Source organism: Nostoc sp., assembly GCF_036919555.1.
Classification (GTDB): domain Bacteria; phylum Cyanobacteriota; class Cyanobacteriia; order Cyanobacteriales; family Nostocaceae; genus Nostoc.
In genome coordinates this window covers 1-13,962 of the sequence record NZ_JBALCS010000071.1, presented here as the reverse complement: position 1 = coordinate 13,962, position 13,962 = coordinate 1, and the positions used below count along the sequence as shown (strand labels likewise).

The following is a 13,962-nucleotide window of genomic DNA, read 5'->3' as shown; positions in this document are numbered from 1 at the left end:
TGCGGTCTTGGGATCTCCCCAAGAGAAGCAACTCCGGGGGATTTAAACCCCGACTGAAACTGAGCGGAGTCGGAAACACTCCGCCTCCGAGCTACCTGTAGAGATAGGGGTCTTAAACCCTTTAATTTACGATAAAATGGTCGCCGCTACGCGTAGCAAAATCCCCGTAGGGGTACGGATATTTTTCCCAAAGTTGAGCCATTTACTTCAAAACAGAAGGACGAGCGTAAGGAGTCTCTGATCAAATATATAGTTATTTGATTGATAAGAGTATACTCTTTTTTCAATATTATTTTGATTGGAGTAATATGTTTTTTACGTGAAATTGCTTATTTATTATGATTTTTTTATAAAGCCCCAAAGAAGATTTTAAGAATATTTTTGTATAAAAAGCATTAATGAATATAGTAAAGATAACATTCGAGTTATACTAGCTCCCTAGCCTTTGAGTTTGTCGGATTGGACACAGTATGTAGTCCTAAATACCAGCCTATTGCGAGAAGATGAGCATTTTCAAGTAGTAGCAAACCCCAATGCTGACGTGAATTGCAATGTGCTAAGAGCTAAAGGTGCAAGTAGTAATGTATAAGCCTAAATCGGATTCACAATCGAATACTGAGGGATGGAAGACGATTAACTGGCGACAAGCCGAAAAATATGTCTTCAAGTTACACACATCGAACACCATAGTAGTAGCGATGATTATGTGAAAGTTAAAAGCGATAAAAGTCCTTTTGACGGTGATTTAATTTACTGGAGTTCAAGATTAGGCGCACACCCAGAAATGCCAAACCGTAAGGCTAAGTTGCTTAAACAACAAAAAGGTAAATGTGCTTGGTGCGGACTGCATTTTCTAGAAGAAGATGTACTAGAAGTAGACCACAAAACCCCACTCTCACTTAAAGGTAAAGATCAGTGGAAAAACCTACAGTTATTGCATCGACATTGCCATGATGAAAAAACTTCCATCGATGGAAGTTTGAAGTCCGTTAGTGACAACAGGTAAACACATTGAGTAGCCGTGTGAAGCGAAAGTTTCACGCACGGTTTCGGATGAGAGGGGTGGAGTGGTAACACTCCCCTCGACTCTACCCTCAGGCTACGCCCGATGGGATACCAGGGGTCACTGAGAAGCCCGCGCTCTATGCGTTTACTCATGAGCGTCGGGAGTATGTCACGAACTTCTAGAATAAAATGGTAAAAGCAGATTTAGAACGGTTACAAAACGGTGCGATCGCGCCCTGACTGCGAGTGTAAATAATCTAATATGCACATCACTACAGTGACAGAAAACCTGAAGTTAGGTGATAAAGTTAACAAAAAAACGAACCATGTCTTCGTCTTTTTAGAAATTTTTGCCCACGAAGGTGGTATTCAATCATATATAAAAGATATTTTTCGCGCCTATCTGGGATTAAGCCAACCTTATAAGGCAGAAGTCTTTTTGCTGCGAGATAGTCCTGAAAGCTTAAATCCGTTTGAAGACGAAAACTTAAAATTTCATTACTTTAAAAATCAGTCTCCCTATTTGGGAAGACTGCAAATGGCAGCAGCTTTACTTAAGTGTCTGTTGCAAAGCCGTCCGCAGCAAGTTTTCTGTGGTCATATTAACTTAGCAGTATTAATCCAAACTCTTTGCCAGCCCTTGGGGATTCCTTATACCGTGCTAACTTACGGTAAAGAAGTCTGGGAACCGCTCAAAAATCAAGAACGTCGCGCCCTGACATCAGCATCTGGAATTTGGGCAATTAGTCGCTACAGCCGCGATCGCGCTTGTGTTGCCAATGGTTTAAACCCGAAAATGGTACAGATGATGCCTTGTGCAATTGATGGGGATAAATTTACTCCTGGTTCCAAGCAGCCAGAATTAGGAAAGAAGTATGGCTTAACTGGTGCTAAGGTGTTAATGACCGTAGCGCGGTTATGGTCAGGGGATATTTACAAGGGTGTAGATATCACGATTCGGGCTTTATCACAAATTGCTCAGGTTTTCCCAGAAGTGAAATATTTGGTAATTGGTCGCGGTGATGACCAACCGCGATTAGCGCAGCTAGCAAAAGATTTAGGTGTGAGCGATCGCGTCGTGCTTGCTGGTTTCGTTGCCACAGAAGAATTAATCAAACATTACCGCCTTGCTGATGCCTATATTATGCCTTCGCAAGAAGGCTTTGGCATTGTTTATCTGGAAGCAATGGCTTGTGGAGTGCCTGTATTATCCGGTGACGACGATGGCTCTGCTGATCCCTTGCAGGATGGTAAACTGGGATGGCGAGTCCCACATCGCAGTTCTGATGCTGTAGCAGCCGCTTGTATAGAAATGCTTCAAGGGGATGACCAGCGATGTGATGGAGAGTGGCTGCGAGAACAAGCGATCGCACTATTTGGCATAGATGCCTTCCAACAGCACTTACAAAAAATGCTTGTATCCTCAGTAATCAAGTCCAAATGACAAATGACAAATGACCAATGACCAATGACTAAAATCGCTATCCTAGAAGGAGAGCAGGACGACATTTAAAAAATGAGCTTTAAGTCATTTCAATTGAATCTTTTAAATCTCCGCCCTTGGCTCACCCTGCTGGCAGTTATTTGGTTACTGGCATCACTGGGCTTGGGTTGGTTGGTTAATTCGTTGCTAATTATTTTCGGGTTGCTGTTGTTGGCACCCATTGTGGCTTTTTTTGGCTTTCGTTGGTGGCTGCGACGCAACTTGATTGCGGATCAGTGTCCCTTCTGTGAATATGAATTTACAGGTTTAAATAACAGTCAGTTGCAGTGTCCTAACTGTGGGGAGTCACTGTTAGTACAAAATAGTCATTTTCAGCGCTTCACACCAGAAGGCACAATTGATATCACTGCTGTCGAAGTTCCAGCCCAATCACTGGAAGATTAGTTATTGGTCATTGGTTATTAGTCATTGGTCATTAGTCATTAGTAAATAACAAAGGACAAATGACTATTTATTTTTTTGCGAGATTGAGAGGGTGTAGCTATACTCTCGTTTGGATAGTTCGCCCACATACAGCGAGTATTTTCCTGCCTGCCAGTAACCAGACTGTTCCGACTTACCTCCAGAGTAACTATCTGCTAGTACACAAAAGCGACCCCCAGGACCGTCGATCAATAGCGTTGGCTTGCCTTGACTCTCTACTGTTAATCGCAAATAAGGTAGTGACTCTGTAACCTGGATAACTTGATTAGGTTCAGTGGTAATATTGCCACAATTACTTTTGACAGTTCCCCCAGACTTTCCGTTCAAAATCAATGGATCTGGTTGGAAATTCCGATTAATTTTGATCTCTGGTGTCTGTGCCAAATTAGCCTCAGTGAAAACCAAACTCATCGCCAAAGCTGTGGGAACAATTGCAAGTAGCCTAAGCGTCTTCATTTTAATTAATGCTCCAGATTTTTTAGAGCAATATTGTTATACAGTGGTGATTTAATTGACGACAGCAATCCATCTTGGTTCCAAAAGCCGCCGTATAAGCTAATACCATTGAGTTAAGGATTGTTTGCGAATATTTCAGGTGTGTAGAAACCATCAATCGTGCAAATTATCTATGTTTTGTGGCACCTTTGCACCAAAATATTTCACCGTATATTCCGCACTTCAATCCTGAACACGCTAGTAATCTAAAAATCATCATAATAAATTTTATCTATCCAGAAAGTTCTTGCACATACAGACATTAGCTAAAATCACTAAGACAACCACCAAAAATAGAATTTAGTTGGTCTGTTGTTGAATAAGTGACTTAGCTGAGGTAGAAAAGATTGATGAATCCTCAACCAGAAGAAGACTTACAGCGTCGCCTCGATAAGTTAGAGGCAGAGATTAATTTCCCACCTGGGGTGGTTCCCCAATCACAGGAACAAAAACAAAAACAAACACCTCAGTCTGTTTTTGCCAACTTGAACTTGCAACTGGAGCGATTTCAGATTTGGTTCAACAGCTTATCTGGGGTAAAAAAGCTGGTAGTTTCGGGTGTGACGGTGCTAGTGGGCTTGGTGATGCTGCAAACAGTGTTTAAACTGGTTGCATCTGTAATCACTCTGGCACTTTTGGCAGTGTTAGTGTATGTTGGATACAAATTTTTTGTGTCTAGTAGCTTTCAACGTAAGTAATAAGTTGATATGCCTTTAGTTTGCACTCTGCCCGGAGTTATGAGAGTCAGGAGCCAGAATACAAAAGGCTCCTGGCCTCTGTCTCCTAAATTCTATTTCAAGATGCTTTTCTTTTTGCCGATTAGCTTAGTCTATTTTAATTGTGCCGATCGCGGCGTAGAAATAATATCGAAGGGAATTATGCGATGACGACACCAATTGTCAGGAGAAGTACTAATCAATCTGATCAGTCAAAAGAACCGGAAAGAGCCAAGTCGCTGTTGCTAGCAAGTAGGCGTTTTGCAGCTTGGGCGGCTGAAATCACACTAGTGGTTACTAGTGGGTTGATTCCCTTCGGCATTGGTGTCTATGCCAATTCTAGAAGCGATCTGAACCGAGTACCGCTTAACCCCGTGCTGATAGTAACAGAAAGAGCGATCGCCAGACCCCTGGCTCTACCTGTGAGCTATGGCATCCCTAACGTCGCATGGCCGACTAATATTTTCTGGACAATCGCCCTGTTAGCGCCTGTAACTCTCTCGTGGTGGCAATTGTATTTACTGGCTAAGACGGGTAGCACAATTCCTAAACGTTGGTTAAAACTGCGGGTTGTCAACGAGGAAGGGACACCGCCCGGTTTGGGGGCAGTTGTGATTAGAGAAGGAGTTGGGCGTTGGACTGTACCCATTTCTATCGCTTATCTACTGTGGCGCTACAGCTTTGCTTTTCCGAATTTAGGATTATTCACATTTTTGTCTTTGTTAATGATTGTGGGTGAAGGGATCGGCTTACCGTCGCGCCGGGGACGTCGCGCACTGCATGATCAACTTGCAGGCACTTATACAATAGATGGACTCTTAGCTAGCAACAGACAAGCTCAGTTTGCTGACGGTAATGATCAAGCAGAAGAATGGCAGGAGGGAAATGAAGAATTAGCAGTACCTCAAACCAACCACTCGCCTAATCTGTGGCGGCGGATACAGCAAAATCCTAATCTTACCTTGTTTGGGGTAGGGCTTACGAGTATGACTGCTGTGCTGGGAACTTTAATCGGTACTCAAGTTTATATCCAAATTCAACAATCCCAGCGAGCAACTAAGCAAATCAACAGCCAACAGTTTCTCCAACTCGTCAAACAAGCGACTTCCAACTCTGGGGCGACTAATAAGGAGCGTGAAACTGCAATTTTAGCTATGGGTGGTCTTGATGACCCACAGTCTATTAAATTTCTAGCGGATCTCTTGGTTAGCGAAACCAACCCTAGCCTCTTGGATACGATTCAACAAGCTTTGACAACTATCGGGCTGAAAGCCATCCCCGAATTAAAAAATAAGAATCAGTTTTTGGTGGGTGAACTGGAGACTGTGGCTAGCACTACAACCCAGAAGCGGGAATTGCAGCAAGGGCGGCTACAAAGAAACCAGGGGACGATCAACAAGATTCTCTCTGTTTACAGTGGTAAAATTGAGGGCGTTGATCTTAGTCGCACCCAATTAGGTCAAAGTGGTACTCCAGGAAATTCCTTCTTCAACTTGGTATTAGACAACGTTGATTTATCAGGAGTTAAGTTAAAATCTGCAAATCTTAACCAAGCCAGTTTGAAGGGTAGCCGCTTTCGGGGCGTGGGTGAAGATGGACGCTGGGATACCTACGACGATGCGATCGCTGATTTAAGCCAAGCTCAGTTACAACAAGCCAATCTTACTGATGCTAACCTCAGTCGCGTCTTAATGAACCGTACAGATTTGAGCCGCGCCACTCTCAACAGAGCCAACTTATCCAACGCACGTCTATTTGACGCTAAACTCAACAGCACTCAACTAGTAGGAGCCGATCTCCGAAACGCAGTCTTGGAAAGAGCCAGCTTGACTGGAGCCGATTTAGGCGACGCCAACTTGAACGAAGCTAATCTGTACGCCGCGCGTTTAGGTCGCGTCAGTGCTATAGGAACGCAATTATCCTTTGCCAACTTAACTAATACTGATTGGCAAGGGGCAGATTTATCAGGAGCCTATTTGGATCGTGCTAATCTCAGCAATGCTAACCTTAGCGCCACTCGTCTAACTGGTGCTGTTTTGCGTTCTGCCCAGATGGAAAACGTTAATTTGCAAAATGCCGACCTGAGTCTTGCAGATTTACGAGGGGCAAATGTCGCCGGAGCCGATTTTAAGGGGGTAATTCTCGCCCCTACTAAACAAGATCCAGCAGATCAATTTGTCCAAACCCCAGATTTAGGCTCAGTATCTGCCGTAGTCCAAGGGGTTGATTTTTCTCAAGCCAAAAATTTAGATTCCAAGCAATTAGCATACATTTGTACTCAAGGAGGCATTCATCCGCGTTGCCCGTAGAATGAAAGGCAAGGGGGCAGAGGAGACGAGGGAGATGAGGGAGATGAGGGAAGAGTTTTGCCAATGCCCCATGCCCAATGACAAATAATAAATGACAAAATGGTGTGAGGAGTCGGTTATGAAGTATATTCCATATTTGGTTTCAGTTTTGGGGGCTGGTTTGGTCTTGAGTCTGGCGAGTACTAAACCAGTGCAAGCTCAAGTAGCCTATGGCAGTTATATCGGTATAGGCCCAGCTATTGGTATCACCGATGGTATCCAACTCGGAGGGGTTATAGCGGGACGCTACAAGCTTTTGGAAGCACCAATTTCACTCCGCGCCCAAGTGTTAATTGGTAATAATACGGCAGTTGTGCCAACGGTTTCCTACGATTTTCCTCTCAACTGGCAAGCTGATGCCTACCTGGGTGCTGGGTTAGTGTTGGCTGGTGGTGGTGGATCTTCTCCTGTAGGTGACAAGATTAGTTTTGCTTTACAACCGGGCATTGATTATATGATCCCAAATAGCAATACTGTCCTTTTTGGCAACGCCATTATCGCTTTTGATGCCTACCGTGATAGCAGTGGTACAGCTATCTCAGTACAAGGTGGTGTTGGTTTGAGATTTTAATGGGCAGATGAAAACCCGACAGCGATCGCTATCCCTAAGAAGAGTTAAACTTCATTGCAAATTAAGAAGTTAGTCCAAACAACGTGATAATTTTTGGTCATGAAGAGAGACAGCACAGGATTAACACAGGAGAACACAGTGGCAATGGCATCAAATTTATTAACGGATGCGGGCGCAGATGAAGTGAATCAAGATTTCAGTGAATATGTCGCCAACCTGCAACTTCATATGACTCTGCAAGCTCGCAATCTTGTTCCAACCCTGAAGCAAACACTAGTAGATAGTCGCCAGCAATTACTCCATCAAACCCAAGCCCACTTTGAAAAGCTAGTTTCTCGACAAGGGCTATAAATATATACAAATTTTAATCAAAATTCCAATAAAATAAAGGCAGATGTTGTTGGGTCAATGCCAATGGTATGCTCACAAGGTCTGCTTTTTCTGCTTTTTTTAAGTATTAAGTTACTCAAATCACCCTTTTGGGGCAATAGTAGAGAGCAGAAACTAGTTAAGATTATTGCAGCAGTACCTTTGAAGAGCAGTTAGTTAAGGCTAAATGGCGGCTCGAATTAAAATGACTTTATTACTTCCCCGAAACCTCAGCGTTGTTATCCGACCAGTCCAATACCGGGATCTGGACGGGATTGAGCGCATAACTCAAGAGTCATTCGCAGCCCTCACTCCCAAGGGAGCAGGTTTTGCCATCAGCCAGATGCAAAGGCTGCGTCGCTGGTATGGATTACTCAAATTTTTGAGTTGGTTTCCTAACCCGCTACAGTATCGCCTTTGTGCCTACGTTGCAGAGCAAGGACGAATGCTTCTAGGAATGATTCAAGTGTCACCGTTTAACCGGACACGCAGCACTTGGCGGATTGATCAAGTGCTGTTGGAGCGTGGTGTCGATAAACAAGGAATTGGCTCGCAACTTTTGCGTCATTGCTTTGAATCGATTTTGGAAGCTCGCACTTGGCTACTGGAAGTTAACATCAACGACATTGAGGCGCTGGCACTATATCGACAAAATGGATTCCAGCGTCTGGCAGAAATGACGTACTGGGAAATTGGGCCAGAATTACTGGTTGAATTGGCACAAGCAGAGCCAGATTTGCCCAACCTCTTGCCAGTGAGCAATGCTGATGCCCAGTTGCTATATCAGCTAGATACGGCATCAATGCCACCTTTGGTACGTCAGGTTTTTGACCGCAACACCCGCGACTTTAAAACCAGTTTGTTCGGCGCTTTAACTGATGCAGTTACGCAATGGCTGACGAAAACAGAAGTGGTGAGTGGTTACGTATTTGAACCGCAACGCAAAGCTGCGATCGGCTATTTTCAGGTGCAACTTGACCGTAAGGGTGAAGTCCCGCACGCTGCAACGCTGACGGTTCATCCTGCTTACACCTGGTTGTATCCAGAATTACTATCTCAACTGGCTCGCATTGCCCAAGATTTTCCCCAGCAAGGGTTGCAACTAGCTTCCTCAGACTATCAGGCAGAGCGAGAAGAGTATTTGGAGCGAATTGGAGCAAAACGCATAGAACATACATTAGTTATGTCTCGCTCTGTGTGGCACAAGCTACGGGAGTCTAAATTCGTCTCCTTAGAAGGAATTCAGTGGACTGATATGCTGCAAGGTTTACAACCGTCACGTAAACCTATACCAGGTGGGATGTCATGGATACAACCACCAAAGTTGCCATCGTCAGATAAACCGTTGCCAAGCAAGTCAGAACCGATTAACTTTTCGGTAAAAAACCCGAGCATAGAACCATCGCCGATTCCCGAATCAGCAGATGCACAGCAGGAGAATTAGTGTGATATCCCAAGAGCAACCAAAACCGTTTATTTCAGCGTTGGGACTAGATTTTGGTCGCAAGCGTATTGGTATTGCAGGGTGCGATCGCACGGGTTTAATTGCCACGGGAATCACCACAATTGAGCGCACATCTTTTGAGCAGGATGTCGAGCAAATCCGACAAATAGTTAATGAACGTGAGGTGCAAATTCTAGTTATGGGCTTACCTTATTCAATGGATGGCTCACTAGGATTTCAGGCACGTCAAGTTCAGAAATTTACTACAAGACTTGCCAAAGCACTGAAACTGCCTGTGGAATATATGGACGAGCGATTAACTTCATTTCAAGCAGAGCAACTGCTGATAGCTGAGAACCGCTCCCCGTCACGCCATAAAGGTTTGATTGACCGCAAGGCAGCCGCTTTGATTTTGCAACAATGGCTGGATGTTAAGCGTGCCAGTTGCCGCAGTTCAGTGGCGGCTATTGAATATTGATACCTTTTAACATGATATTCTGAAAACGATTAGCCAGCAGTTGTATCTACGTATAGAGCTATTTAATTAACATAATATGTGATTAAATACTTAAGCGATTTTCAAACTTGCTGGTATTTATTAAATTTCTACATTTCGGCTATGTTTCCCTCCCCATTTCCTGAAGAAAATGATAACGCTCATGCGGGTTCCATCACTTTAACCGATGATAAAGGGCGATCGCTCGAATGTTACATAGAGCATTCCCTGGAGGTAGATGGGCAAGAATATGTTTTACTTCTTCCTGTAGACTCACCTGTAGAAATTTTTTCTTGGGAAGGTGAGGGTGAGGAAGAAGAAGCGGTTTTGGTAGAAGACGACAGCACCATTGAGCAAATTTTTGGCACTGCCCAAGCTGTACTATCTGAGCAGAACCTGATATTGAAGAACACAGCCTATGCTCTGACAGTTGCAGGTGATTTACCGCCAGTTGAAGAATCAGAACTCTTCACCTTAGAAATTGAAGATGAAGAGGCAGATTTAGAGCCAGAGCAATTACAGCTACTCGCCAGCTTCTATGATGAAGATCAGGAGTATGCAATTTATACACCCCTCGATCCCCTGTTGTTTTTTGCACGGATATCAAAAACAGGTGAACCGGAATTACTCTCTCCAGAGGAGTTTCGCAAAGTGCAACCTCTGTTAGAGGAACATCTTTTTAATGAAGTCGAATAAGATTGAAAATTCAAAATGTTAAATTTTCATTTTGAATTTTTTAATTGGGAATTTTCATTGTCATCAAAATCTACTTAAACCTTTTACCATGTCCCTTTAAATGTGGAAGCAATGAAACATTGACATCAAATTGGGACAATTAGTATTGTTTTAAGATTTGATAAAAAGTATTTTGGCAAGGATTTTCAATCTAAAATCCAAGTTGCGCTCTCAGCGCACCAAAGGTGCAACCTAAAATCCAAAATTGGCATGAGGTGCTGAAAATGGCTTATAGTGACTTTACATTAAGTAAATTTAAAAAGTCATTCAGCATCCGCATTGATGAAGAAACCGATTTATTTGCCAAGATAGAACCTCTACTGGCAAGCGAGAAACTCAAAAATTCTTTAGAAGAAACTACAGAAATGGCTTTAGCAATTAATACTGAGAAAGCTCGTTCAGAAATGATTATCACTCCGATATTGTTGGAGGTAAGACGCAGGGCTAATTATCCAATTAGTTTATTTTCGGGAACAGATTTTAATGTAGATGCAGAAAACAGTCTGAATGGATATTGTGACTCTATCATCAGTCGTTCTAAAGAGCAACTAATAATTAATGTCCCTGTGGTGGTTATTATTGAAGCAAAAAATGAAAATATTAAAGGTGAATTAGGTCAATGTGCGGCGGCAATGTTGGCAGCACAATTGTTTAATCAACAAGAAGGAAATGAAATTAGGATAATTTACGGCGCGGTAACAACGGGGGATATTTGGAAGTTTTTGAAGTTAGAAGAAAACGATATATTTATTGATTTGAGTAATTATTACATCAAAGATATAGATAAAATTTTAGGGATTTTATCTCAAAGTGTTCAGGGAGATATTCCAGGATGGAGTTCGACTAACTAAACTATATTGGGTTATGCTCATTTGTCTGAGCTATCTATATTTGACTGTTGACTATGACCTGGAACAATCTTTTACAGCCTGACTTGATTTTAGAGGGTTCAGTGTTGAACCTAACACCAGATATTATCCAAAAATACGGGCTTAAGGGCTTGGTATTGGATGTAGATGAAACTTTGGTACCCTTTAGAGTAGGGATAGCTTCCCCAGAATTACGAGAGTGGGTGGAGGAAATTCGCACCTGTACTGCATTGTGCTTGGTAAGTAACAACCTGAGTGAAGCGCGAATTGGTGGAATTGCCCGATCGCTCAATTTACCTTACTATTTGGGTGCAGCCAAGCCCTCTCGACGCAAAATCAGGGCAGCACTTAGGGGAATGGATCTACCAGTGCATCAAGTGGGGATGGTAGGCGATCGCTTATTTACCGATGTTTTAGCAGGTAATCGCCTGGGAATGTTTACCATTTTAGTCGAACCGATTATTCATGCCGACGTGGCGCTCCGCTCTCATCCCATCCGCAACTTTGAAGTCTGGATATCTGAAATTCTGGGAGCCTCTATTACCCCCAAGAAAACCAAGGTTCACAAAAGTTAAGAAATCGTCAGGAAAGTAAATCTAAAGAAATGATTAAGGAATCTGAGTGCAATCCCAAAATCGGGGATCATAAGTATTAATAACATGGGGTCAGCCAAAAAAGACCCTAACCCATACTAAGTAAATATACACCCGTAAAGCGTCAGCCTTCACTATAGAGGGATTGGCGCTTTACAATTTGAGTTAGGAGTTAGAAGTTATGAGTTAACGCGATGTGCGACTTATTCTTAAAACCCCACTTCCATTCCTCTCCCCGAAAGGTCGAGAGGCTTTGATTCTAGCTCCCCTTCCCTTGCAGGGAAGGGACTGGGGGTTAGGTTTGAGAGAAAGTTGCACACCGCGTGAGTTATGAATTAAATTCAATTTTTAACTCCTCACTCCTAACTCCTCACTATTTAAATGCCACTAACAATTGTTGTCAAAATTGGTACTTCTAGCCTAACTCAACCAGAAACGGGACAATTAGCACTTTCTACGATCGCTACCTTGGCGGAAACACTGTGCCATTTAAGATGCCAGGGACACCGGGTGATTTTGGTTTCCTCTGGGGCTGTGGGGGTAGGTTGTGCGCGGTTGGGCTTAACTGAACGTCCCAAAGCGATCGCACTGAAACAGGCTGTAGCAGCAGTTGGGCAAGGTAGGTTAATCCGGGTGTACGATGATTTATTTAGTATACTGCAACAGCCAATTGCCCAAGTATTACTGACTCGCAGTGACTTAGTACAGCGCAGCCGCTATCTCAACGCCTACAACACCTTTCAGGAATTGCTAGGACTGGGAGTCATCCCTATAGTCAATGAAAATGATACCGTAGCAATAGACGAACTAAAATTTGGTGATAATGATACCCTTTCGGCATTGGTTGCCAGCTTAGTAGAAGCAGATTGGCTATTTTTGCTCACCGATGTCGATAGGTTGTACTCAGCTGATCCGCGTTCCGTACCAGATGCGCGACCGATCGCTTTAGTTAGTAGCATTAAAGAATTAGCTCAATTACAAATACAAACAGGTTCCCAAGGTTCTCAGTGGGGTACTGGTGGTATGCTGACAAAAATTTCGGCTGCGAGGATTGCGATCGCTGCGGGAGTGCGGACTGTAATTACTCAAGGGCGATTTCCCCGGAATATCGAAAAAATTATCCAAGGTGAACTTATTGGGACGCATTTTGAACCACAACCTGAACCAACTTCTGCGCGTAAACGTTGGATAGCTTACGGACTTGTACCTGCGGGTAAATTGTATTTAGATGAAGGTGCGATCGCGGCAATTTCTCTAGCAGGAAAATCGTTATTAGCAGCTGGAATTAAGGTAGTAGAAGGAGAGTTTGATACACAGGATGCTGTGCAATTGTGTGATAGCAACGGTAACGAAATTGCTAGAGGACTTGTGAATTACAACAGCAATGATCTACAAAAGATTCGCGGCTGTCATTCACGAGAAATTCCGACAATTTTAGGCTATGCGGGTGTGGAAACAGTTATTCATCGGGATAACTTGGTTTTGACTTAGGATGGAAATGAGATAAATTTCGTGACTACTAACCGGGAGAGTAAGAAATATTATGACTCAAACGTTAGAAAATGCTATTAACCTACCAGAAGAACAACGCTTCTTTCGGCATGGATTAACTTGGGAACAGTTTAAAGCGATTCAAGCCAGCTTTGAAAATGTACCAGGAGTGCGTCTGTTTTATTGTGATGGAGTCTTAGAAATTGTGAGTATTGGTAAGCCTCATGAGGTGATTAAGTGTTTAATTGGTTTGCTCCTGGGGCAATATTTCGTGGAACAAGGCATTGAATTTTTCCCTAGTGGGAGTTTTAGCCAGGTTATTCCCAATATAGTAGAATATCAAGCAGATTTATCTTATTGCTTTGGAACCGACAAACCTGTATCAGACCTCTGCATTGAAGTAATGATTACTAGCGGTAGTCCTATAAAGTTACAGAAGTACAAATTAATGGGAGTCCCTGAAGTTTGGTTTTGGGAAGATGGCACAATTGAAGTTTACTGCTTACGAGAACAAGAATATGAGAAAGTTGTTAAAAGTGAGTTATTCCCAGAATTAGATTTATCCCTGCTCAATCGTTGTCTTTTGTTATCGTCTCCCTTGGAAGCGATTAGAGAGTTTCGCCAGGGTATTCAACAATGATAGTCAGGTAAAACGATTAGTTATTTTTCAATTTCACCACATTCTTAACCAGTTTTTCACAGATGAGCTTGTTTGGTGAAGAGTCCATAAACTATCCTTACCGTGCGGTAGTATAAGTAGGGGTTGCTGAAAAAGAAAGAAAAGGTGACAGTCTCTAGATTATCAGAGCAAAGAAGTATATTCCAGTGCAAGATAAGGAGGTAAAATAGCCCAAAATCCTTGCATGACTGTGGTCAGCCCAGACAAGTGTGTATCCGATGTAA

Annotated in this window: 16 protein-coding genes; 15 read left to right on the top strand and 1 reads right to left on the bottom strand. The window is 42.9% G+C overall.

Translation table 11 applies throughout. The features are described from left to right. Window positions 1-581: 581 nt before the first annotated feature. The 4 genes from V7K36_RS19360 (at window position 582) to V7K36_RS19345 (ending at window position 2,893) form a co-directional block, all read left to right on the top strand. Window positions 582-710 carry a hypothetical protein gene (locus V7K36_RS19360; RefSeq protein ID WP_335118338.1) on the top strand — a complete coding sequence of 43 codons (129 nt, stop codon included), beginning with the start codon at window positions 582-584 and terminating at the stop codon, window positions 708-710. Further along, entirely contained in the window at window positions 707-1,006 is a 300-nt protein-coding gene (locus V7K36_RS19355; protein ID WP_335118336.1) for an HNH endonuclease, read from the top strand. The genes V7K36_RS19360 and V7K36_RS19355 overlap by 4 nt, the downstream gene beginning before the upstream one ends. Window positions 1,007-1,267: 261 nt before the next feature. Continuing rightward, a complete protein-coding gene (locus tag V7K36_RS19350; RefSeq protein ID WP_335118334.1) occupies window positions 1,268-2,449 on the top strand; it encodes a glycosyltransferase in 1,182 nt (393 codons plus the stop codon). 72 nt (window positions 2,450-2,521) lie between these two features. After that, a complete protein-coding gene (locus V7K36_RS19345) occupies window positions 2,522-2,893 on the top strand; it encodes a hypothetical protein (protein WP_335118332.1) in 372 nt (123 codons plus the stop codon). Between the two features lie 63 nt (window positions 2,894-2,956). Here the strand turns inward: V7K36_RS19345 and V7K36_RS19340 are convergent, their stop codons facing one another. Next, on the bottom strand, window positions 2,957-3,388 hold the full coding sequence (locus V7K36_RS19340) for a hypothetical protein (RefSeq protein WP_334828697.1): 432 nt from the start codon (window positions 3,386-3,388) through the stop codon (window positions 2,957-2,959). Between the two features lie 389 nt (window positions 3,389-3,777). Here V7K36_RS19340 and V7K36_RS19335 point away from each other — a divergent pair, with 389 nt between their 5' ends. From V7K36_RS19335 to V7K36_RS19285, 11 genes are all read left to right on the top strand, one after another. After that, complete coding sequence (locus V7K36_RS19335; protein WP_335118330.1) at window positions 3,778-4,125, top strand: hypothetical protein; 348 nt, start codon at window positions 3,778-3,780, stop codon at window positions 4,123-4,125. A 185-nt stretch (window positions 4,126-4,310) separates the two neighbouring features. Next, the gene (locus V7K36_RS19330) at window positions 4,311-6,452 is read left to right on the top strand and encodes a pentapeptide repeat-containing protein (RefSeq protein WP_335118328.1); all 2,142 of its coding nucleotides are present in this window, start codon (window positions 4,311-4,313) and stop codon (window positions 6,450-6,452) included. Window positions 6,453-6,570: 118 nt separating this feature from the next. Beyond that, the gene (locus V7K36_RS19325; RefSeq protein WP_334828701.1) at window positions 6,571-7,062 is read left to right on the top strand and encodes a hypothetical protein; all 492 of its coding nucleotides are present in this window, start codon (window positions 6,571-6,573) and stop codon (window positions 7,060-7,062) included. Between the two features lie 144 nt (window positions 7,063-7,206). Next, window positions 7,207-7,413 (top strand): hypothetical protein, encoded by a 207-nt coding sequence (locus V7K36_RS19320; protein WP_335118379.1) that lies wholly within the window; start codon window positions 7,207-7,209, stop codon window positions 7,411-7,413. Between the two features lie 205 nt (window positions 7,414-7,618). Next, window positions 7,619-8,875: a GNAT family N-acetyltransferase gene (locus tag V7K36_RS19315; RefSeq protein WP_335118326.1), complete on the top strand. Its 1,257-nt coding sequence runs from the start codon at window positions 7,619-7,621 to the stop codon at window positions 8,873-8,875. A 1-nt stretch (window position 8,876) separates the two neighbouring features. Then, window positions 8,877-9,353 carry a Holliday junction resolvase RuvX gene (gene ruvX, locus V7K36_RS19310; RefSeq protein ID WP_334946726.1) on the top strand — a complete coding sequence of 159 codons (477 nt, stop codon included), beginning with the start codon at window positions 8,877-8,879 and terminating at the stop codon, window positions 9,351-9,353. 141 nt (window positions 9,354-9,494) lie between these two features. Next, entirely contained in the window at window positions 9,495-10,067 is a 573-nt protein-coding gene (locus V7K36_RS19305) for a DUF3727 domain-containing protein (RefSeq protein WP_334828706.1), read from the top strand. Window positions 10,068-10,330: 263 nt separating this feature from the next. After that, the gene (locus V7K36_RS19300) at window positions 10,331-10,957 is read left to right on the top strand and encodes a hypothetical protein (protein ID WP_335118324.1); all 627 of its coding nucleotides are present in this window, start codon (window positions 10,331-10,333) and stop codon (window positions 10,955-10,957) included. A gap of 53 nt (window positions 10,958-11,010) precedes the next feature. Beyond that, the gene (locus tag V7K36_RS19295) at window positions 11,011-11,550 is read left to right on the top strand and encodes a YqeG family HAD IIIA-type phosphatase (RefSeq protein ID WP_334946722.1); all 540 of its coding nucleotides are present in this window, start codon (window positions 11,011-11,013) and stop codon (window positions 11,548-11,550) included. A 399-nt stretch (window positions 11,551-11,949) separates the two neighbouring features. Next, the gene (gene proB, locus V7K36_RS19290) at window positions 11,950-13,059 is read left to right on the top strand and encodes a glutamate 5-kinase (RefSeq protein WP_335118321.1); all 1,110 of its coding nucleotides are present in this window, start codon (window positions 11,950-11,952) and stop codon (window positions 13,057-13,059) included. A gap of 52 nt (window positions 13,060-13,111) precedes the next feature. Then, window positions 13,112-13,699 (top strand): Uma2 family endonuclease, encoded by a 588-nt coding sequence (locus V7K36_RS19285; protein WP_335118319.1) that lies wholly within the window; start codon window positions 13,112-13,114, stop codon window positions 13,697-13,699. Window positions 13,700-13,962 lie beyond the last annotated feature (263 nt).

Bases quoted from the DNA above. Each gene is read 5' to 3' on its own strand.
- V7K36_RS19340 (WP_334828697.1), bottom strand. From the start codon at position 3,388: ATGAAGACGCTTAGGCTACTTGCAATTGTTCCCACAGCTTTGGCGATG.
- V7K36_RS19350 (WP_335118334.1), top strand. From the start codon at position 1,268: ATGCACATCACTACAGTGACAGAAAACCTGAAGTTAGGTGATAAAGTT.
- V7K36_RS19300 (WP_335118324.1), top strand. From the start codon at position 10,331: ATGGCTTATAGTGACTTTACATTAAGTAAATTTAAAAAGTCATTCAGC.
- V7K36_RS19360 (WP_335118338.1), top strand. From the start codon at position 582: ATGTATAAGCCTAAATCGGATTCACAATCGAATACTGAGGGATGGAAG.
- V7K36_RS19325 (WP_334828701.1), top strand. From the start codon at position 6,571: ATGAAGTATATTCCATATTTGGTTTCAGTTTTGGGGGCTGGTTTGGTC.
- V7K36_RS19285 (WP_335118319.1), top strand. From the start codon at position 13,112: ATGACTCAAACGTTAGAAAATGCTATTAACCTACCAGAAGAACAACGC.
- V7K36_RS19320 (WP_335118379.1), top strand. From the start codon at position 7,207: ATGGCATCAAATTTATTAACGGATGCGGGCGCAGATGAAGTGAATCAA.
- proB (WP_335118321.1), top strand. From the start codon at position 11,950: ATGCCACTAACAATTGTTGTCAAAATTGGTACTTCTAGCCTAACTCAA.
- V7K36_RS19315 (WP_335118326.1), top strand. From the start codon at position 7,619: ATGGCGGCTCGAATTAAAATGACTTTATTACTTCCCCGAAACCTCAGC.
- V7K36_RS19345 (WP_335118332.1), top strand. From the start codon at position 2,522: ATGAGCTTTAAGTCATTTCAATTGAATCTTTTAAATCTCCGCCCTTGG.
- V7K36_RS19305 (WP_334828706.1), top strand. From the start codon at position 9,495: ATGTTTCCCTCCCCATTTCCTGAAGAAAATGATAACGCTCATGCGGGT.
- V7K36_RS19295 (WP_334946722.1), top strand. From the start codon at position 11,011: ATGACCTGGAACAATCTTTTACAGCCTGACTTGATTTTAGAGGGTTCA.
- V7K36_RS19330 (WP_335118328.1), top strand. From the start codon at position 4,311: ATGACGACACCAATTGTCAGGAGAAGTACTAATCAATCTGATCAGTCA.
- V7K36_RS19335 (WP_335118330.1), top strand. From the start codon at position 3,778: ATGAATCCTCAACCAGAAGAAGACTTACAGCGTCGCCTCGATAAGTTA.